Origin of the sequence: uncultured Paraglaciecola sp. (assembly GCF_963977085.1) — a bacterium.
GTDB lineage: Bacteria > Pseudomonadota > Gammaproteobacteria > Enterobacterales > Alteromonadaceae > Paraglaciecola.
On sequence record NZ_CAXBNC010000011.1, the window covers coordinates 116,722 to 138,033 of the forward strand.

20 protein-coding genes are annotated in these 21,312 nt (G+C 41.3%); 14 read left to right on the forward strand and 6 right to left on the reverse strand.

Annotated features, from left to right (window positions below; all coding sequences use genetic code 11):
- Window positions 1-2: 2 nt before the first annotated feature.
- From AAC000_RS13965 to AAC000_RS13975, 3 genes are read right to left on the reverse strand one after another with little or no spacing between them, the layout of a single operon-like run.
- Complete coding sequence (locus AAC000_RS13965; protein ID WP_339723403.1) at window positions 3-596, reverse strand: phosphoheptose isomerase; 594 nt, start codon at window positions 594-596, stop codon at window positions 3-5.
- A gap of 42 nt (window positions 597-638) precedes the next feature.
- Window positions 639-1,013 (reverse strand): YraN family protein, encoded by a 375-nt coding sequence (locus AAC000_RS13970; RefSeq protein ID WP_339723404.1) that lies wholly within the window; start codon window positions 1,011-1,013, stop codon window positions 639-641.
- A complete protein-coding gene (locus tag AAC000_RS13975; protein WP_339723405.1) occupies window positions 1,000-2,943 on the reverse strand; it encodes a penicillin-binding protein activator in 1,944 nt (647 codons plus the stop codon). Before AAC000_RS13975 ends, AAC000_RS13970 begins: the two co-directional genes overlap by 14 nt.
- 145 nt (window positions 2,944-3,088) lie before the next feature.
- Here AAC000_RS13975 and rsmI point away from each other — a divergent pair, with 145 nt between their 5' ends.
- The 10 genes from rsmI to AAC000_RS14025 all read left to right on the forward strand — a co-directional run bounded on the left by rsmI (window position 3,089) and on the right by AAC000_RS14025 (window position 12,051).
- Window positions 3,089-3,928, forward strand: a complete 840-nt coding sequence (rsmI, locus tag AAC000_RS13980) for a 16S rRNA (cytidine(1402)-2'-O)-methyltransferase (protein ID WP_339723406.1) — start codon at window positions 3,089-3,091, stop codon at window positions 3,926-3,928.
- A 2-nt stretch (window positions 3,929-3,930) separates the two neighbouring features.
- Complete coding sequence (locus AAC000_RS13985; protein WP_339723430.1) at window positions 3,931-4,902, forward strand: FAD:protein FMN transferase; 972 nt, start codon at window positions 3,931-3,933, stop codon at window positions 4,900-4,902.
- 41 nt (window positions 4,903-4,943) lie between these two features.
- Window positions 4,944-5,489, forward strand: a complete 546-nt coding sequence (locus AAC000_RS13990; protein ID WP_339723407.1) for a hypothetical protein — start codon at window positions 4,944-4,946, stop codon at window positions 5,487-5,489.
- A gap of 319 nt (window positions 5,490-5,808) precedes the next feature.
- A complete protein-coding gene (locus AAC000_RS13995; RefSeq protein ID WP_339723408.1) occupies window positions 5,809-6,684 on the forward strand; it encodes a DMT family transporter in 876 nt (291 codons plus the stop codon).
- A gap of 19 nt (window positions 6,685-6,703) precedes the next feature.
- Window positions 6,704-7,363, forward strand: coding sequence for a 2OG-Fe(II) oxygenase (locus tag AAC000_RS14000; protein ID WP_339723431.1), 660 nt, complete (start codon window positions 6,704-6,706; stop codon window positions 7,361-7,363).
- A 90-nt stretch (window positions 7,364-7,453) separates the two neighbouring features.
- Entirely contained in the window at window positions 7,454-8,659 is a 1,206-nt protein-coding gene (locus tag AAC000_RS14005; protein WP_339723409.1) for a DUF3089 domain-containing protein, read from the forward strand.
- Between the two features lie 18 nt (window positions 8,660-8,677).
- Window positions 8,678-9,970 (forward strand): acetylhydrolase, encoded by a 1,293-nt coding sequence (locus tag AAC000_RS14010; RefSeq protein WP_339723410.1) that lies wholly within the window; start codon window positions 8,678-8,680, stop codon window positions 9,968-9,970.
- A gap of 36 nt (window positions 9,971-10,006) precedes the next feature.
- Window positions 10,007-10,786, forward strand: coding sequence for a PhzF family phenazine biosynthesis protein (locus AAC000_RS14015; protein WP_339723411.1), 780 nt, complete (start codon window positions 10,007-10,009; stop codon window positions 10,784-10,786).
- A gap of 154 nt (window positions 10,787-10,940) precedes the next feature.
- A complete protein-coding gene (locus AAC000_RS14020; protein ID WP_339723412.1) occupies window positions 10,941-11,327 on the forward strand; it encodes a DUF3592 domain-containing protein in 387 nt (128 codons plus the stop codon).
- A 346-nt stretch (window positions 11,328-11,673) separates the two neighbouring features.
- Window positions 11,674-12,051: a TonB-dependent receptor gene (locus AAC000_RS14025; RefSeq protein ID WP_339723413.1), complete on the forward strand. Its 378-nt coding sequence runs from the start codon at window positions 11,674-11,676 to the stop codon at window positions 12,049-12,051.
- A 73-nt stretch (window positions 12,052-12,124) separates the two neighbouring features.
- On the opposite strand, the gene AAC000_RS14030 is transcribed toward AAC000_RS14025, so the two are convergent.
- The 3 genes from AAC000_RS14030 to AAC000_RS14040 all read right to left on the reverse strand — a co-directional run bounded on the left by AAC000_RS14030 (window position 12,125) and on the right by AAC000_RS14040 (window position 16,041).
- Window positions 12,125-13,300, reverse strand: coding sequence for a saccharopine dehydrogenase NADP-binding domain-containing protein (locus AAC000_RS14030; protein ID WP_339723414.1), 1,176 nt, complete (start codon window positions 13,298-13,300; stop codon window positions 12,125-12,127).
- 185 nt (window positions 13,301-13,485) lie between these two features.
- Window positions 13,486-14,919, reverse strand: coding sequence for a pyruvate kinase (gene pyk / locus AAC000_RS14035; RefSeq protein ID WP_339723415.1), 1,434 nt, complete (start codon window positions 14,917-14,919; stop codon window positions 13,486-13,488).
- A gap of 270 nt (window positions 14,920-15,189) precedes the next feature.
- Entirely contained in the window at window positions 15,190-16,041 is an 852-nt protein-coding gene (locus AAC000_RS14040) for a MurR/RpiR family transcriptional regulator (protein ID WP_339723416.1), read from the reverse strand.
- Between the two features lie 283 nt (window positions 16,042-16,324).
- On the opposite strand from AAC000_RS14040, the gene zwf reads away from it, so the two are divergent.
- Genes zwf through AAC000_RS14060 form a run of 4 tightly spaced genes read left to right on the forward strand, consistent with a single transcriptional unit; the run spans window position 16,325 to window position 21,308 of the window.
- Complete coding sequence (gene zwf, locus AAC000_RS14045; RefSeq protein WP_339723417.1) at window positions 16,325-17,815, forward strand: glucose-6-phosphate dehydrogenase; 1,491 nt, start codon at window positions 16,325-16,327, stop codon at window positions 17,813-17,815.
- On the forward strand, window positions 17,815-18,507 hold the full coding sequence (gene pgl, locus AAC000_RS14050) for a 6-phosphogluconolactonase (protein WP_339723418.1): 693 nt from the start codon (window positions 17,815-17,817) through the stop codon (window positions 18,505-18,507). Before zwf ends, pgl begins: the two co-directional genes overlap by 1 nt.
- A 25-nt stretch (window positions 18,508-18,532) precedes the next feature.
- Complete coding sequence (gene edd / locus AAC000_RS14055; RefSeq protein ID WP_339723419.1) at window positions 18,533-20,353, forward strand: phosphogluconate dehydratase; 1,821 nt, start codon at window positions 18,533-18,535, stop codon at window positions 20,351-20,353.
- A gap of 4 nt (window positions 20,354-20,357) precedes the next feature.
- Complete coding sequence (locus AAC000_RS14060) at window positions 20,358-21,308, forward strand: glucokinase (protein WP_339723420.1); 951 nt, start codon at window positions 20,358-20,360, stop codon at window positions 21,306-21,308.
- The last annotated feature ends 4 nt before the right edge of the window (window positions 21,309-21,312 follow it).

Consider the following 21,312-nt stretch of genomic DNA (forward strand, 5'->3'; position numbering starts at 1 on the left):
TATTACTCCTGAAAATTTTCAGGGAACAAACAATTGTCTATTCCCTCACAAAGACTATGTACCACTAAATAATGGACTTCTTGAATACGCGCTGTACGGTTCGACGGGACACGGATTTCTACATCGTGCTGACTGACTAATCCTTCCATTTTGCCACCGTCCATGCCTGTTAAGGCGACTATGGTCATATCACGGCTAAGAGCTGCCTCCATAGCTTTGATCACGTTATGGGAGTTACCACTAGTGGATATGACAAACAAAATGTCGCCTGCTTGACCAAGGGCACTTACTTGTTTTGAATATACCTCATCAAATGAAAAGTCGTTTGCAATAGCGGACAGAGTCGCGCCATCAGCCGTCAGTGCAAGGGCGGGTAAACTGGGCCTTTCACGTTCAAATTTATTCAATAACAAAGAAGCAAAGTGCTGCGCAATTACCGCTGAACCACCGTTGCCGCAGCATAGTATTTTATTGCCATTAATCAGTGCGTTAACCATCATATAAGTGGCATTTGAAATGGGCTCTGGTAATAACTCAATTGAGGCAATTTTAATTTGAATACTTTCAGTAAAATTGGCCTTAATGCTATTTAACATAACACTCCTATGTAAATTGTTTTTAAGTTTGCCGCGCGTGGATTAAATACTTTTTAACCAATTGATATCATGTGGTTGTTGACCCTTGCCTTCAATACCCACTAAGTCAATTCTATGTGGGACTATGCTCGGATTAAAGCCCTTTTCTTGCATATAATGCATAACCGCAGATTCAAACTTACGTTTTTTGCTAGCATGAAAAAATTCGATGGCAGCACCGTGTTGACTGTTACTTCGATATTTTACTTCCACAAACACCAGTTCATCTTGGTCTTGCATAATTAAGTCTATTTCACCTGTGCGGCAACGGTAATTTTGCATCACAAACCTAAGACCTTGTTGCTCTAAGAAGGTTCGAGCCAAACGTTCTGCCTCACTGCCGATTAAAGTAGAGAGCGCTTGCTTAATCCATTGCAAGTAATTTTACTCGGTCTTGGGCCACTTGAGCCCAAGGTAGACGCCTGTGAAGCACGCCTCGGTTGTCTACATTGATTTCACCTGTTAAACCGTGGCTGACTAATTGCGGCAGTGTCTTCAAACGACGTAAATTCGGTAACAAGTTATAGGCGTCGAAACCCATAGCAAAGAGTCTTAACAGGGTATCTTGCCTTTGCGGCCAAATTTGCTTACTTTGATTCGCCAATGGTTGCCAACTATGGTCGGGTAACATCCATGGCATATCGGCGAAGGTAAGATTGCGTAAATCTCTAAGGCTATTACTATTCAGGTCGACACTATAACTGCGGGAAGACGCAAACACCGATAATGATTTCCGAGCAAAAGGGCTGAGACTGGCTTCAATAATAGGATTGAGCAGCGCGGTTTGTTCAGGATTGGCAAACAATACTATGGCATCGATATCTCGACGATTTCTTTCCACGCCAAACACTTCGACATCAGCTAGCCTTTCCATTTGTTCAATACGCTTTTCACTTTGGGCGACGTCTAACATTTCTGACACTTGAATACGCATGTCTTTGTTGTCTGTGAATATGGTTAAGTCCGGTTGAGTAGCGTTAGGTGTTGTTTGCCATTTGGCAATAAATGCCGCAGCCATTCTTTGGGTGGTAGGATTATCTGCAGCAAAAACTATGGGTCTAACTAATTGTTTTTCTTGTATGTGTTGCGCCAGTTGTTGTGCCTCGTCTTCGGGTGCTAATGAAAAATAATAATGCTCAGCATTGACGGAATTGGATTCTTGCAACTTATCCATTTGTGTAATCTCAGTGGCATGAGTGGTTAACTCCACTCTATTTAACGCCAAAAGTATTTTATCTTTGGGTAACACCGCGGTCAGCTCAATGATTTTCTCTTTGACCAAGGGACCCACAACTACATCAAAATCAGCGACCAGTTCATTTAGCTGTTGTGCTGTTTTTAAGGCAGAATCAAAAAAGCGAAGTTTACGATATTGTGTAGTATTGCTCAAAATTGTATCCTTTGCCGACTCTGCAACTTCAGCGGGACTATTAGAGTCAAGCTCTGCAGCATCAAGGTTTTCCAAATAAGCGGCCAGTATCCCTTCTTTTATGGCTATACCTTGATTCGCTAGCCTGCCACTTAAGGGTAACAGTACCGCAATACGTTTTGCTTGGATCGGCGCTTGTAATAACGATTGTTGTATTTCTTCAGGCAGGTTAGTCACTAGCGGGTGCCCCAAATGTCTACTTTGCCAATTAACCAGTTGCTGGTTAAATTGCTCAGACTCTAAGGCAAAACGTTTTACTATGATGGCTAGTTGCAACCAAGGTTGCAGTGAGGTTTCAGACAGTCGCGCTTTTTCTAAATCTCTTAAGTCTAGCTTATTAACCCATTGCCAGATGGTTTGGGTCTTATTCGGTTCTTCAATGTCTGTGTGTTGTAATGCTATTGCTGCTTGTAACCATTGTTTCTTGTTAACTTGGAGCTGTGCTTGCACCGCTGAAATTCGCCCTTGATAACCATAATCTTCTTTTATATCGGCAAGTATGGCTTCTACCTTGTCAAATGCCTCATTAGACAAAACCAGGTAACACTCAGCTAAAATCAACTTCCCTTGTGTGATGTGGCGATTATCTTGTAGCTCTGGCTGAAGCACATTTAACATTCTGATGCTTTTTTCACATTGTTGTTCAAACTGCAATGCTTCGGCGGCTTGAAGAAGATAATCGTTACGTTGGTAAAGATTATTGGTCAGAGCATAATGTTGTTTAGCATGATTAAGGTAATAAGCACTGTCTTTGGTTACTTCGATGATTTCTTTAGATGGTTTTTCTAGGTTTTTTGGGGTTGGCCGAGTAGGACTGCTAGAACAAGAAAAAAAAATCAAAATAGCGATACAAAAAACCATTAACGCTCGAAAACTCATCGCTGATACCCATTAAATAAAGTGATTATACCCGTGTTAGTTTATAGTATCGGATATAAATATCTAATGCTTTGTTATTGGGTTGAGCGAAAAAACTTATACTTGGAACATGGTTAGACCATTGCTTTAATTTGGAGAGTTATCATTGATTGAGTCAGGCACGTTATATATCGTCGCTACGCCTATTGGCAATTTGGAAGACATTACCCTTAGGGCCTTACGTATTTTGGCAGAAGTGGATCTGATTGCGGCTGAAGATACTCGGCATAGTCAGCGGTTGTTACAACACTATGATATTTCGACGCGACTCACCTCGTTGCATGATCATAATGAATCCCAGCGAGCTATACAGCTCATCGAAAAAGTAAAACTAGGTCAAAATATTGCGCTAATTTCCGATGCAGGTACGCCACTGATTAGCGACCCCGGTTATGGGCTGGTTAGCCAGTGCAGAGAAGCAGAGGTGAAGGTAGTGCCTTTGCCTGGACCCTGCGCGGCTATCACCGCATTATGTGCTGCAGGTTTAGCTACAGATAGGTTTAAGTTTGCAGGGTTTTTACCTGTTAAAGCTGTTGCAAAGCAGCAGGCGTTGCAGCGATTGATGACAGAAACCAGTACGAGTGTGTTTTATGAATCTCCTCGTAGGGTGGCAGATACGGTAAAACAAATAGTGGCGGAGTTGGGTGAGAACCGGCAAATGGTAGTGGCAAAGGAGCTGACAAAAACCTTTGAAACCTTTTACTCTGGCAGTGCACTCGACTGTTTAACTTGGCTTGAAGCGGACGTAAATCACCAAAGGGGCGAATTTGTATTAATGATCGCCGGTGAAAAACAAGATAAAACAGAAGTGTCAGCGGATGCACTCAATTTACTTAAGCTTTTGGTCAAAGAGTTGCCTCTAAAAAAGGCGGCCGCAGTCACCGCTGAACAATATGGATTAAAGAAAAACCAACTTTATCAACTTGGTCTAGAACTTAATTTATGAGCATGAAAAGTCTAATTTCAGCCACTTTATTGTTTATTATGCTGTTTTATTCTGTAGGCTCATCAGGAAAGTGGTTTGAAGATAGCCAAGGAATAATGGGCACCAATATACATGTGGAATTGTGGAGCGATTCTGCACAACAAGGTGAACAGGCTATCCAAGCTGTAATGGAGGAAATGCAGCGCATTAATCAAGCTATGAGCCCGTATATAGAAAGCAGTGAACTCAGCAAGCTGAATAAATACGCCACTCAAGATTTTGTGACCGTTTCTAAAGAGCTATTCGACCTTATTTGGTTATCGGTTGAACTTGCTAAGGAAACTGACGGAGCATTTGATATAACCTTTGCTAGCGTCGGTTATCTGTACAATTACCGAGAAAGTCAAAAACCCCAACAAGGCCAAATTATAGACTTATTAAAGGCGATTAATTATCGGCACATAAAGTTTGATCCTGCAGAACAGCGAATTTTTTTTGCTCATCCCAATGTCAAAATTGATTTAGGTGGAATAGCAAAAGGTCACGCAGTTGACAATGCTATCGCATTATTAAAAAAAAGTGGCATCAAACATGCTTTGGTAACAGCAGGTGGCGATACTAAATTGTTAGGCGACAGGTTAGGTAAACCATGGATGGTAGGTATTCGAGATCCTCGAGATAGAACGAAACAAGCGGTCGTTTTGCCATTAGCGGATACAGGGTTATCAACTTCAGGAGATTACGAACGTTATTTCGAGCAAGACGGAAAACGCTATCATCATATTTTATCGCCGAAAACCGGGGAGTCAGCCTATGAAGTACAAAGTGTATCGATTATTGGCCGTAGCAGTACTTTGAATGATGCCTTATCTACCGCCGTTTTTGTCTTGGGGGTACAAAAAGGTATGGATTTGCTGAATCGCACGCCCGGATACGATGGGATTATTGTCGATAATCAGCGAAAGTTGCATTATTCCAATGCATTGGTTGAATAATTTTCACCATTTTTTATCAATTAACTGATGAGTAGAGGGCAATGAATAAACTCACAGGTGAAGCAAGTTTGCATATTCCTAATATTATCGATGTAGAGGCCAGTGGTTTTGGTTCGTTAAGTTACCCTATTGAAGTAGGCGTGATTAATCAGGCTGGAGAACGATTCTGCTGTTTAATTAAACCACAAGTCGACTGGACACATTGGGATACAAGAGCCGAATCTTTGCATGGTATTAGTCGGCAACTTTTGGCAGAAAAAGGATTGGCCGTGCAAGAGGTGTGTAAAAAGCTCAATCAATTTTTAGCTGGGCAGGTCGCTTATTCAGATGGTTGGGTAGTGGATGATACTTGGCTAATAAAGTTGTTTAATGCCGCTAAAATGACCATGAAATTTCATGTTAGCTCGCTAGAAATGATTTTAAAAGAGATACAAATGCCATTATGGCATTCAACTAAAGAGCGATTGTTTCAACAAATGCAAGAGCAGCGCCATCGAGCCAGTAGCGATGCTGCCCTTATCCAAAATACTTTTGTGACAACTCAACTGATATGTCATCAAAAAAATAGCCAATTGCAGGTTTCATGATTTTTCACAAACAAAGCTAGTAATTGCTTCAAATATTGGTTACTTTTATTAAGATATTGAAATCATGTTAAAATTTTTGTTTTCATCAATTAAATAAGTCGTTCAGTACAGTGAAATAATGCACCAAAATACCTTTATCAATGCACAATTTAACGTCAACATTCTCTGGCTGCTAGTTATCTAAGCAATCAGCGTTGTGCTGGCTGCTTTTTATGAGTAGCCAGACAAGTCTTCCATTCAATTCTCATCTGACTCTCATATTACACAGCCATTTGGCGTTTTTACTATGGGAGAGTGGCTGACAAGCCTAAATAAACCAATGATTACACAGCAACAAAAAGGCATTTTTTTTGTGGTGATGGGGACTTTATTGTTTTCCAGTAAAGCGATTATAGTCAAAATGTTATTTCAAATTGGGCTGGGCGCCCTTGAGCTGCAAACCTTAAGAATGTTGCTTATTCTGCCGTTTTACCTAGGTATTCTTTATTGGACAGTGGCCCGCAGAGGCTGGGGGGTCACAACGAGAGATGTGTTTGGTGCCGTACTAGCCGGAGTGGCTTGTTACCACATTGCGAGTTTTCTTGATCTGCAAGGGTTGTTATACATAAGTGCTGGCTTAGAGCGGATGATATTGTTTTGTTACCCAGCTATATCTATGTTATTTGCTTGGATTTTTCTGAAGGAAACCGTATCGCCTCGTTTATGGCTAGCTTTGATAGTGGCATATAGCGGTATAGGTTTATTCTTTTTTGCTGATTTAAGTTTTGGAGGAGAGAACCTCTGGTTAGGTAGTCTGTTAGTGTTTATTGCCAGTGTATTTACCGCTTGGTATATGGTCGCCAATCAAATTTATTCTCGGCGTATTGGCAGTCAACGTTTTACTTGTATTGCTATGATTGCAGCAGTTGTGACTATGTTAATACATGCTACTGCTGTTGGCGTGCAAGATCTCGGTACTTTTACTGCACCAATGTATGGCGGTGCCGCCGCCATTGCTATATTTTGTACCCTCATTCCGTCATTTTTAGTCAGTGCAGGGGTCAAAATAGTCGGGGCAAGTAAAGCCGGAATTGTGGGTGCCGTTGGCCCTCTGATGACAATCATTTTATCCAACTATTTATTGCAAGAGCCACTAGGTTGGATGCACTTTGTTGGATTAATACTGGTTATACTAGGGATGCGCTTGTTAAAATAATAAGATTAACTAATTGAAAATGACAACTCCATTGACTGAAAATACCTGCTTGAGTGAACTCTTAATAGATGAGGTAGCGGATGCGCTGCAACAGCAGGGTTTTATTCAGCTCACAGAATTTCTGCCAGCTTGGCTTGCTACTGATTTGCAACAAGAGGCTAAGCGGTTATCTTCAATTGCGTTTAAACCAGCTGGTATTGGTCGTCAAAAAGACTTGCAGCTTAATAGTCAAATAAGAACCGATATGACCTTGTGGCTCGATGGTGAGTCATTACAACAACATACTTATTTGAAATGTATGGAACAATTACGAGAAGGCCTTAATAGACGTTTGTTTATGGGCTTATTTGATTTTGAATGTCACTTTTCTCATTACGCTAAAGGAGATTTTTATCGGCGTCACCTAGACGCATTTAAAGGTCGCAGTAATCGTATATTAAGTACAGTGTTTTATTTGAATGATAATTGGCATAAAAATGAAGGAGGTGAGTTAGTTTTGTATGCAGATGAGCAACAGTCGCCTTTGCTTGTTGTGCCGCCGTTATTTAACAACTGCATAATATTTCTGAGTGATGTGTTTCCTCATGAAGTCCTTACTAGTCATAGTGATCGATACAGTATTGCTGGTTGGTACCGACTGAACAACAACACTACAACTCATCTGGATCCTAGCCAATAAGTCAGCCTTATAACTCTCCCTTTAAATTACTGAGTTGTTTCTATTTACCGAACTAGGCTAAATTTAGCGCCTTTGTGATTAGAGAAAAATATGCGCTCACTCAAAAAAATTGTCTATTGGCTGGTACTTCCTCTCGTCGCTTTGTTTATTATTTTGTTTCTGTTTGGCCGTCAATGGGTATTCAGTTACCTTTCCCCACCCGCAACCTTTGTGTTGGCTGATGCCCCTGCTGCCCCAGACTACACCAATGGTTATTTTTGGGTTGCCCATCCAGAAAAGAGCGATACATCTGATTTAGTGCCAAAGGGGTTATCAACTAAAGATGATGTGACCGAAAAAGAAGTCGATGTATTTTTTGTGCATTCAACTGGTTTTGTAGGACCCGGTGGTTGGAATTCCACTATGGACAGTAAAAACTCTGAAGCCCAGTCGATTGAGTACATGTTATCTAGCATGGCCAGTATCTTTAATGGGTGTTGTAACATTTATGCGCCTCATTACCGCGAAGCAAACATTCAATCTTTTATGGCAGATAAGTTTGAACCTGGCACACAAGCACTAGATTTAGCCTATCAAGATGTAGCAGACGCCTTTGGATATTATCTACGACACTTCAATCAAGGTCGGCCATTTATGTTAGTGGGACATAGTCAAGGTTCCACCCATGCGTTACGTTTATTGGAACAAAAAGTGGATAACACGCCACTATTTAAACAATTAGTGGCGGCTTATGTTATCGGTTATTGGTTGCCTAAAGATAAATTCACGCGAGGTTTTGAACAGATATTACCTTGTAATGAGGCAAACCAGACTGGGTGTATTGTCAGTTACGATACCTATGGTGAAGACGGCCTATTGGACACTAAAGTCCCCCATTGGTACAAAACGGGCTGGGAATCGAGTCAATTAGAGGATGGCTCAACAAAACCTACTTTGTGTGTGAATCCACTAAGCTGGACAGCGACCTTAGACAAGGTGGACAAAACAGCACATTTAGGGGCCATGCCTGTAGTGTTTAAACGCACCCCAGTTGATATGTTATTAGCCAATAATCCTGGATTTATTTTCCAAGAACTCCCTCCATTAACGCCAGAGTTAACTTGGGCGCAATGCCTAAGTGATGGCAGGCTAGAAGTAATGCAGCAGGCTAATAACGCTTTTTCAAATCATTTATCTCAACCCAATAAAAGTTACCACGTACTCGACTATAGTTTGTTTTACGGCAATATTCGTCACAATGCGAAACAGCGAGTTAAACAATTTATGACCTCAAATAACGCCTCTCAATCAGAGTAAAATACCAAGGAATATACAATGACTGCCTTTAAAACCAGGTTCCATCAAACACTCAAAGCCACTTTTATCTTATGTTGTAGTGGCTTAGTTTTCGGTGTTGTAGCTGCAGATAACGCTCAGCAATTATACACTTCTCAACCTGATGTTACGCCCGAACTAGGTCAACGAGGAAGTTACTCCGTTGGCGTGAGAACCATTCAAGCTACTAACCCAAATCAGCTTAGCGCCAAAGACTATCAAAGCTTAGAGGATCGTACTTTGACTTTGGAAGTATGGTATCCAGCAGTGACTCAGGGTACGGATGTGTTAGCGACTTATGAAAATGTGACACGCACTCACAAAACCTTTGTATTGCAAGGTGACAGTGTCAGAGACGCTAAAACTAATACAGAAAAGACCTATCCTTTGGTTGTTTTATCTCATGGTTATACAGGCTATCGCACTATCATGTTTTACCTAGGTGAACATTTAGCCAGTCACGGTTACATAGTGGTCGGAATAGACCATACAGACTCCACTACTGGGGAGGTCGATTTTGAAAAAGCACCTTTTTCAGGCTTTCCGAGCACTTTAATTAACCGTGCCCGTGATCAACAATTTGTACTCGATTACTTTTCTTCATCTAGCTCGGATTTAGCTAAAATTGCGGATACAGATAATGCATCGGTGATTGGTTACTCTATGGGTGGTTTTGGTGCTGTGAATACAGTCGGTGGCTGTTACAACTTTAATCAGCAAGGTTTACAAGCTTTTGGTTTCCCAGAACTCGCCGCTAAAGCGTTAGTGCCGGTCTTTAATATTTGTAATGCAGGACGGAAACAGGTTGATAGTCGTTGGAAAGCCATGGTGGCCTATGCACCTTGGGGACAAGAGCAAAATTTACATCAATCTGCTGCTATTAAAGTACCCAGCTTATACGTTAGTGGCTCACTTGATGATGTCTCAGGTTACGAAAAGGGTGTGAAAAAGTTGTTCGAGCAATCCGCTGCAAAAGACAGCTTTATGTTGGTGTATGAAAATGCACGACACAATATCGCGCCTCACCCAGCGCCAGAGATCGCCTATGCTGCGGATGCAGATTTAGGCCATTATTACGAACCCACTTGGAGCAGTGAAACCCTCAACCGTGTTAATCAGCATATGACGTTAGCCTTTTTAGATTGTTACGTAAAAAAACAAGCGTCATCTTGTGGATATTTACCTAAACGGGAAAACGCAACTCAAAGTAAAACCTCAGAAGGGAAGTTAACAGATCCGTGGCCAGGGTTTGCAAACAGGTGGGGAGTTGGCATGAAGTTTATGCGAAAATAGCCTGATAAATGACTAGCCCTTGAGTATAAAAATTATATGCAGATAGACCTATTTCAAGTTGACGCTTTTGCTGAGCAGGTTTTTACTGGTAATCCTGCCGCAGTCTGCCCATTGGATGCATGGATTGCTGATGATTTATTACAAAAAATCGCCCAGGCCAATAACTTGTCTGAAACCGCATTTTTTGTGCCTTGTGGGGCAAAATATGAATTGCGCTGGTTCACTCCCTCCCACGAAGTAGACCTATGCGGCCATGCCACTTTGGCCGTCGCTCATGTATTGTTTACGCATTTAGCCTATCAACAGCCACAAATTTGTTTTACCACTAAAAGTGGTGAATTGTTGGTGACTAAAACATCAGACGGGCTAACAATGGATTTTCCGGCGTCCATGCCAAAGGCGGTTGTAGCACCAGATAATTTATTGTTAGGTTTAGGTGCAACTCCCAAAGCTGTATTGGCGGCTTTTGATTACATTATTGAACTTGAAGACGAACAAGGGGTAAGCTCAGTGATACCTGATTTAGCGTTATGGAAAACTTTGGATCTCAGAGGCGTGGTAGTAACCGCAAGGGGGACTGATGTCGATTTCGTGAGTCGCTGTTTTTTCCCAGGACTTAACGTGGATGAAGATCCAGTTACCGGCTCAGCCCATTGTGAATTAGCCCCCTATTGGTCACAAAAGCTCACTAAAGATAATTTGAAAGCCAAACAATTGTCACCAAGAACCGGTCTAGTTGAATGCCAACTCTCAGGCGAGAGAGTGTTATTAACAGGCAAAACTGTCGACTATATGCGTGGTAGGATTACTCTTTAGCTGTCTTAATTAATCGTCCGCAGCATTCAACAAAGTTGCAAGGAATGAACCGTAATTGCTCTTTAGGAAAACGTTTGGGTTGCACAAGTTTATTTGTGACCCTTATGCTCACAACTTTTAAAGTTTCAACTCGTCAATGTAGTAGAGTAGGTATATGAATATTATTCCATTAATAGGGGGCGCTATATTTGCTGCCTTAGGGGCGTATATTATTTATGATTATCAGCGGTTTAATAAAAATGCGATAAAGGCCAAGGGTAGAATTCTACGTTATGACGAGTACTTTTCTAAAGGTGCTGGAAATTATAAAAGAAAGATGTTTCGCCCTATTTTTGAGTTAACAGTCAAAGGTAAACGTTATGAAGTTAAATCAAAGACCTCCTTCCATTCTAAAATCATCCCTGTAGGCCAAAATACCGATTTATTATACCAACAAGGTGATGAAGAAAATGCGCGATTAGCTAAAGGCAATGATTATGGTTTAGGGCTTTTGTTTATTGCTCTTTCAATACCGGCATTTTATTTTGGATTGTTCCGTTGAGTATTTTACTAGTTTCACGGCCAAATGTTATTTACATCATACTTGCGTCAATACATTGAGTGTCATTTAACTCTTATAAGAAGCTTGATGAATGTAACGGTTTATTTGAAATAAACATCGGTTATATAGACAGTGCCATATAGAACTTAATCAGATTGAGGGTGGTTGATATTTGTGCTATTTGTTGTTGCCTGTAATTCGCAGTCTTATCCGCGTTTTTTAGCTTAGTATTATGCAGATTCAATTACAGCAATCGCCAGCACCACCGATTATTTCGAAGCTAAATAACGTTTTGTATAGTCGATAGTGTTGATCTTAGAAGTCCAATTAATTAAGGAGAGAGAAATTGGATAAAAAATATGTATTAACAGCTTTAGGGTACGGAATTGCTGGGCTACTGCTTGGCATATATATGGCGGCTTCAAAAAATCATGGGCAGTTGGTTACACATGCTCATATCATGCTAGTTGGATTTGTGGTGTCGTTTATTTACGCGGTAATTTATAAAGTATGGATTACGGAGCCAGTTAGCACGTTATTTAAAGCTCAGTATATTTGCCATCAAGTTGGTTCAATCGTATTGGTTTTTGCGCTTTATTGCATGTATGGAGGGTTTCTTTCTGGAGCGATCCTTGAGCCTATTCTAGCAATATCTTCAATATTGGTTTTACTCGCGATGATCTTAATGAAAGTGATTTATATAAAGCACGCCAAAAGTACGTGAAAATGGGGCTATGTTTAAAGGTTTAAGAAACATACAAGGGCTCGCAGATATCACAAGCCCTGTAATTTAAGTCTTATTCTTGTGCAAAGGTTAACCCTGCATTTGCCTCTAGGCGTTTGATTAACTTGTCGCCCATAGCGGGGGCGGTAGTCCAAATGCCACCTTGAGTTTGCTGCGAATCTTTGACCAGGCAGATAGCAGATTCAGCAATGATTTTAGAGGTTGAGCCATAACCTGGATCTCTGTCACCTTTGACCGAAACATTTATTTGGTTGCCGTCAGAATCCGATCCTACGTATAACAAGTCGTAAAAACCTGCTTCTCGCTCTTCTTTGCTTGGGCCTTCACCTGGTTTAGGTCCGCCGTCTCCGCCCATGCTTTTGTCATTGGCCATAGCGTTGGCAATGGCTTCGCCTTTTTCACCGGGGCCTGTCACAAACATTTCGTCATACACAAAATCGTCGCCATATTCACTGTTTAATAAAAAGTTAGACCGTTGCACGTTACGGGTATTGATGGCAGCCATCACAAAAGGGGTGACCCAAGTGCCTAGGTCTTCTTCATAATAGGGTTTATTGCCAAAAGGTTGCTCTGCCCCTGTGAATCCGGGGGTTAAGGAAAATGGGTTAAGTAGTGCTTTCATTTTCGCTGGATCTTTTTTGGCTGCGACTAAAGTGGCTTTAAGACTTGCTGCGGTGCCACCCGAAAACGTACCTTTCATTTTTCTAACGCGACATCTTACTCTGGGCATTGGGTGACCAAATTGTGCTTTAGCCAGTTGTTGTAAGTGATACACCCCCAAGTCTGATGGAATTGAGTCAAAACCACAGGAAAACACTATACGTGCACCACTGGCTTTCGCTGCTTCTTGATGAGCAGGGATCATTTCACTCATCCATACTGGCTCACCACATAAGTCGACGTAATCCACACCTGACTTAGCGCACATTGCCACTAGATCTGAACCGTATAATTGATATGGGCCAACAGTGGTTAGTACCAGCTGGGTATTGTCTAACATGGTTTGAATTGAACTTAAGTCATCGGAGTCAGCCACCACTAAAGGAGTATCTGCTGGTGCACCTATTTCATCTCGTACTTGCGCAAGTTTTTCTGCACTTCTTCCAGCCATCGCCCATTTGAGCGAATTATCACCAGCATACTGCTTAACCAAATATTCAGCCACCAAGCGGCCTGTAAAACCAGTGGCACCATAAATAACAATATCGAATTTTTTATTTGCACTCATTACGCACTCCAATTACTTTTTTGTGTGTTGAGTGTAATAGGGATTATCTATAATTTTAATTTATTTGGGTAATGGCTAACTATATTCATTATTAATAAACCGCTTTTGGCAGCACAAAAAAAACGAGTCCAAAGACTCGTTTTATAAACATAACAGCGGCTAGGTAATCCTAGCTACACATTGTTTTATGCTGTAACAATCTTGCAGGCATTGGTGCCACCAACAGTTTCCATCACATCACCATAAGTCATGATGAATTGGTCGCCTGATTCCAAAATTCCTTTTTCTAATAATACCGCGACTACATCATCTTTCAGTTTACCCGGGTCACTGCCACGAGAGTCAAAAAAGACCGGTTTAACACCGCGATACAAAGCCATTTTGTTTAATGTACTTTCATGTCTAGATAGGGCATAAATGGACAGTGAAGTGGTGATACGTGACATCAACAATGGCGTACTACCACTTTCAGTTAACGCCACTATCGCTTTTATGGTACTTAAGTGGTTAGCCGAATAGACTGCGCTTAATGCTACTGTTTCACTGACTGAATGAAATTTTTCATCCATTCTATGCTTAGAGATAGTGACACTAGGATGAGTTTCCGCACCAACACAAACCCGTGCCATGGCTTCTACTGTTTCTACTGGAAATTCCCCTGCGGCAGTTTCAGCTGATAACATCACCGCATCAGTACCGTCTAATACCGCATTGGCTACGTCCATAACTTCAGCACGAGTTGGCATGGGGCTGGTGATCATGGATTCCATCATTTGTGTGGCAGTGATGACGACTTTGTTAAGTTGACGGGAACGAGCGATGAGTTTTTTCTGAACCCCTACCAATTCTGCATCACCAATCTCAACACCTAAATCACCGCGGGCAACCATGACGGCATCTGATGCTTCGATAATGTCGTCTATGGCTTCATCAGAGGCGACTGTTTCTGCGCGTTCTACCTTGGCACAGATCATGGCGTGGCAGCCTGCTTTTTCAGCAAGTTGACGTGCATAACGTAAATCATCACCGGAACGTGGGAATGATACGGCTAAATAGTCAACGCCAATTTTTGCAGCGGTCACTATGTCTTCTTTATCTTTAGCCGTAAGTGCTTCAGCTGACAAACCACCACCTTGACGGTTAATGCCTTTATTGTTTGATAATTTACCTGCAACAGTCACTTCTGTGTTTACTTTATTGCCTTCAACGCTAGTGACAACTAATTGAATACGTCCATCATCAAGCAATAATAAGTCGCCTTTTTTCACATCTTGAGGCAATGCTTTATAATCGATACCTACTGCTTGCTGGTTTCCATCATCCTTGCCCATATCGGCATCAAGAATAAAGTGATCGCCAATTTTTAATTTGATGGAGCCGTCTATGAATTTAGAGACGCGAATTTTAGGTCCTTGCAAATCACCTAGAATGGCGACATATTTACCCAGTTTTTTAGCTGCGGCGCGCACTTTATTGGCGCGATTAATATGATCTTCAGCTGTTCCATGAGAAAAGTTCATGCGAACTACATTGGTTCCCGCTTTAATAATCGCTTCAATTTGCTCCACAGTATCTGTAGATGGACCTAAGGTAGCGAGTATTTTTGTTCGTCTTAACATAGTTTAGTTACTCTGTTGTTATGGCGCGTATTTTACCTATCCCCTGCAATACTTGCTATTTAGGACGGGCTCAGTTCAATAATTTAAGCATAGCCTTTATAAAGGCTATCGTTCTTTTTGTAGACAACTACAAATGCAAAAACAGTTATAAATTAACAAAAATGTAATTTTATTACGAAAATGGTAGTGCAAAACGACCAAAAAGTGAAATTATTCTAATAAAAAAGAGCCTATTGGCTCTATTTTATTAGAATAAGGTCGCTTATTAGGTCAATCTGTACGTTTATCAAATCTTGAACCTCGTAACGTATCTTTCACTCGTTTAAGGTTTTCTCTGAATTTGTTGCCTCTTCTCAAGGTAAATCCAGTCGCCAATATATCAATAAGTATGAGTTGCGCGATCCTAGAGGCCATAGGCATATACATATCAGTATCCTCTGGCACTTCTAAGGATAATACCAAATTACATTCTTTGGCCAAGGGGCTGTCTTTAGACGTAATTCCCATCACTGTTGCATCATTTCCACGGGCAATTTGCGCTATTTCTACTAAACTTTTTGTTCTGCCAGTGTGAGAAATTAATACAACTACATCCCCTTCTCCAGAATTCATACAACTCATACGCTGCATGATAATATCTTCGAAATAGATGACAGGAACATTAAAACGAAAAAATTTATTTAATGCGTCATGGGCCACAGAAGCAGAAGCACCTAATCCAAAAAAGGATATCTTTTGCGCCTGGGTTAACAAGTCTACTGCTCGGTTAATAGTGGCGATATCCACTGATTGCCTTGCTACTTCTAGCGAAGCCATAGTGGACTCAAAAATTTTATGGGTATACTCTTCTGGACCGTCATTTTCTTCAACATGACGGTTTACATAAGGCGTACCATTAGCAAGACTTTGTGCTAAATGTAATTTAAAATCAGGGTACCCTTTAGTGTCCAGTCTACGGCAAAAGCGATTCACCGTAGGCTCACTGACACCAGACATTTTTGCTAGAGTGGCAATACTACTATGAATAGCGGTTTGTGGATTTGCTAGTATGACCTCTGCAACTTTACGTTCAGACTTACTAAAGACGGCGTTATGTTGGGTTATTTTTTCTAGAATATTCATGCGCGCATCAAAAACTTCATTATAATGGTTCCACTCAAAGGCCAGAATTGACCTTGGCTCATTAGAGCCAGAATACTATAGTTGTAATTTTTTAACAGGAAATCTTTCGGATTAATGGACTAAAAACCGTTAATTCACAGTTTTAGCGGTAAGAACGTTGTGAAAAGTTGTAAAATTACTACATTTAATGTTAAATTTTACGTTATGCGTTGTTGATTTGGTTATGACAGCAGTTTGTTGTGACAATTAACACTATCAATCAAAATATTAGTAGGCAGAAAAAATGGTTTTGGAAAATTCGTTCGAACCTTGTGATTTCGTATTGTTTGGCACACAAGGCGATTTAGCCAGACGTAAACTTTTACCTTCTTTATATCAACTCGAAAAAGCTGATCTGATGCACGCCGAAACAAAAGTGATTGGTGTGGCTCGTCAAGATATCAGTAAAGAAGATTACGTAGCACTCGTAAAAGAAAATATTGAAAAGTTTACTAAAGAAACCTTGTGTCAAAAAACATGGGCGCGTTTCTCAGAAAAGTTAGACTATGTGCAAGTCGATATGAAAAATATCGCTAGTTATAAAGCATTTAAAGATCATGTGGATCCGCAGCGCTTGATGGTGTGTTATTTTGCTACACCTCCTTCAATTTTTGGAGATATATGTCTCGGGCTTAAAGCTGCCAAAATTATCGATAAAAGCATGCGTGTTGTTTTAGAAAAACCTATTGGTCACAACTTAGAATCCTCGAAAGTGATTAATGATCAAGTCGCCGAGTTTTTTGATGAAACTCAGATTTACCGAATTGACCATTATTTAGGTAAAGAAACGGTTTTGAACCTAATAGCGTTGCGTTTTGCTAACTCGATTTTTGCCACCAATTGGGATCATAATTGTATAGACCATGTGCAGATTAGTGTGGCGGAATCTGTTGGCATTGAAGGCCGTTGGGGATACTTCGACGAAGCCGGTCAGATGCGAGACATGGTACAAAATCACTTGTTACAAATCCTGACTTTAATCGCAATGGAGCCGCCTGCTAATTTGGATGCAGACAGTATTCGTGATGAAAAACTCAAGGTTCTCAAAGCATTGCGACCTATTAATGCCAGCAATGTTCGTCAGAATACTGTGCGTGGTCAGTATGTCGGTGGATTTGTTAAAGGCCAAGAAGTCCCCGGTTATCTAGACGAGGCTGATGCCAATACCTCAAGCCAAACAGAAACCTTTATTGCATTAAAAGTAGAATTAGACAATTGGCGTTGGGCTGGCGTGCCATTTTATTTGCGTACTGGGAAACGTTTACCAGATAAAACCAGTGAAGTGGTTATCTACTTTAAACGTCAACCTCACAACTTGTTTAAAGACAGTTTCCCTGAGTTACCACCTAACAAATTAACCATTCGTTTGCAGCCTGACGAAGGGGTTGAAGTGACTGTCATGAATAAAGTACCAGGACTGACTGGAAAGAGTTCAATGGATTTACAAAAATCTAAATTGAATTTGAGCTTTTCTGATACCTTTAAAGATGAACGTATTGCAGATGCCTATGAAAAGTTGTTGTTAGAAGTCATGTTGGGCAATCAAGCCTTGTTCGTGCGTCGTGACGAAGTAGAAGCTGCATGGAAGTGGGTAGATGGTATCCTAGCTGCATGGAAAATCAGCAAAGAACCACCTGAACCTTATCAAGCCGGTACTTGGGGGCCAGTCGCATCTATTGCGTTGCTTGCTCGCGAAGACAGGGCTTGGTACGAAAGCCGCATGGGGAAAAAATAATGGCATTAACACAATCTAAATTTAGAACAACGGAACAACTCAATACAGCGTTTACGCGTAAAATCACTAAATTACTTAGAGATGGTATTGAGGAAAATGGACGGGCTAGCCTAGTGGTTTCAGGTGGTCGTACACCTGCTGAGCTTTTTAACGCTCTGTCTAAAGCACATCTAGAGTGGGATAAAGTTGATATTAGTTTGGCTGATGAGCGTTGGGTAGATAATACTGACGATGCATCTAACGAAAAAATGTTGCGTACTAAGTTACTTATCAATAATGCTGCCAACGCTAATTTTGTGCCCTTAAAAACCTATCATGGTGATGCCAAAGAAGCAGTATCAACCTGTACTGAAAATCTACAAAAAATGCACACGCCTTTTGATGTGCTGATCTTAGGAATGGGGGAAGATGGGCACACTGCATCATTGTTTCCTTGCTCAGAGCAAATTGCTGAAGGTCTAGATCTTGAGTCAGGTAATGCATTTATTGCCGTACAGCCTACCAGCGCGCCGAATCAACGTATGTCATTAACTTTGCCAGCGTTATTAAACAGTAATCAGATTTTTTTGCATCTCACTGGAGAGAGTAAAAAAGACGTGTTAGATACGGTTCTGTCAGATGACGATGCGTTGGTTATGCCAATTAGAGCTGTCATCAACAATGCTGATGTTGAGCTAGTTTGGGCGCCCTGAAAATATTTTAGTTATAGGAAAATCCATGAACCCTGTTATCCAAGAAGTCACAGACAGAATTATTCAGCGCAGTCAAAATTCGCGTAAAAATTATTTAGATAAAATTGAAAGTGCGCGTTTGCAAGGTCCACATCGAGGTGTGTTGTCATGTGGTAACTTAGCCCATGGGTTTGCAGCTTGTGGCACAGAAGAAAAAGCCGACTTGCGTAGCATGACCAAAGCAAATATCGCCATAGTGTCCTCATACAACGATATGTTATCTGCCCATCAACCTTATGAAGCATACCCGGCAAGACTAAAACAGGCGATCAGTGCTGTTGGCAGTGTTGCACAATTTGCTGGTGGTGTGCCTGCCATGTGTGATGGTGTGACTCAAGGTACTCCAGGCATGGATCTAAGCCTGATGAGCCGAGATATTATTGCAATGTCTACTGCAGTGTCGCTTTCCCATAATATGTTTGACGGTACCTTAATGTTAGGTATTTGCGATAAAATTGTCCCAGGTTTATTGATGGGTGGATTGAGCTTTGGGCATTTACCAACAGTTTTTGTGCCTGCTGGTCCTATGCCCTCTGGTATCCCTAATAAAGAAAAAGCCCGCGTTCGCCAACTATATGCCCAAGGCAAAGTAGGGCGCGAAGAGTTATTGGACGCTGAATCAAAATCTTATCATTCTGCTGGTACTTGTACTTTTTATGGCACTGCCAATAGTAATCAACTGGTAGTAGAAATCATGGGATTGCACTTGCCAGGATCTTCATTTGTTAATCCAGGCACACCATTGCGTGATGCATTAACTGATGCTGCAGCCAGACAAGTCACACGTATTACTGATTTAGGTGATGAGTATCGCCCAATTGGCCATATAGTTGATGCTAAAGCTATAGTGAATGGTTTAGTGGGGCTCTTGGCCACTGGCGGTTCAACAAATCATACTATGCACTTGGTCGCCGTAGCGAAAGCCGCTGGATACACTATTAACTGGGATGATTTTGCTGATATCTCTAAAGCGGTACCTTTGTTAACTCGTATTTACCCTAACGGTTCAGCTGATATTAACCACTTTACCGCCGCAGGTGGAATGGCACTGTTGATCAAAGAATTGTTAGAAGGTGGCTTGTTACACAACGATGTGCAAACCATCTGTGGTCAAGGTTTGGAGCAATATACTAAAGAGCCTATGTTAGAACATGGTGAACTGGTATGGCGTGATGGGCCAACAGAATCATTTGATAAGCAAGTTGTAGCGAGTGTCAGTGAACCCTTTAAAGTGGATGGTGGTTTATCTGTATTGTGCGGTAATCTGGGTCGTGCTGTCATGAAAACCTCAGCATTACGTGAACCTCATTGTAAAATCAAAGCCCCAGCCGTGGTATTTGAAGATCAGTTTGAATTGCACGCAGCATTTAAGGCTGGTGAACTAGATAAAGATTGTGTGGTAGTGGTGCGTTTTCAAGGCCCATCCGCGATCGGAATGCCTGAGTTACACAGCTTGACTCCCCCTCTAGCAGTATTGCAAGACCGAGGGTTCCATGTGGCATTAGTTACTGACGGACGTATGTCTGGCGCGTCAGGTAAAGTACCCGCCGCCATACATGTGACACCAGAGGCAACTAAAGGTGGTATTTTATCTAAAATTCAAACCGGTGATTTGATTGAGTTGAACACTCAAACAGGTGCCATGGATGTGTTAATCAGTGATGAAGAGTTAGCCAATAGAGAAGCTAAGGTAACTGATGTCGCTAAACATCAAGTTGGCATGGGACGTGAAATGTTTGCCGGTATGCGCACAACCTTAACCGGCGCAGAGCAAGGCGCTTGTTCATTATTTTTTGGTCAGGACTAATACAATGGCAAGATTTGTTGCAGATGTTGGTGGTACTAATATTCGTTTGGCATTAATAGAGAACGGTTCTCTTAGCCAGATTAAAAAATATTTATGTAGTGACTATAAAACCATCAATGCTGCTATCGAAGCATACATCGCTGAATTTCCTGAGCTGGATTTTACAGCCGGATGTTTAGGAGTCGCGTGTCCTGTAAATGGTGATGTGGTCTCTATGACCAACAACGACTGGCAATTTTCTATCTCTCAATTGAAAACTGGATTAGGTTTAGATTGGTTGGGAGTGATTAACGATTTCACAGCTGTCGCTCATGCGGTTACTGTGTTAACTAATCAGCAAAAAGAACAAGTAGGCCAAGGTCAGTCTGTGGATTTAGACAACATTGCCGTGTTTGGGCCAGGCACTGGTTTGGGGGTTAAACATTTAACCCATACAGCTGAAGGTTGGTTAGCTTTGGACGGTGAGGGAGGTCATGTAGATTTTGCGCCAGTTGATGAAGTCGATATCGCAATTTGGCAGTTTTTAACTGATAAGTTTGGTCATGCCTCCGCTGAAGAAGTCATGTCTGGTCGTGGTTTGGTACATATCTACCAAGCCATAGCTAAGCATAAAAAACAATTAGCTCCTTTGGATGATCCTGCTGATATTACTGAACGAGCACTTGATGGTAGTTGCGTGTTAAGCGCGGCTACTTTGAACCAATTCTGCAAAATCTTGGGTAGCTTTGCAGGAAACCTTGCCCTTAATTTAGGGACACGTGGTGGCGTGTATATTGGAGGTGGCATTGCCCCCCGTTTCACCAATTTTATTAAACAAAGTGATTTTCGGAAGCGTTTTGAGGCCAAAGGTCGATTTCGTGACTATGTTGCTGGCATCCCGACATTCATTATTACCGAGCCCGATCATGGTTTGATTGGTGCTATGGCTTATTTAAATCAAAATTGTAAAGGTTAAATGC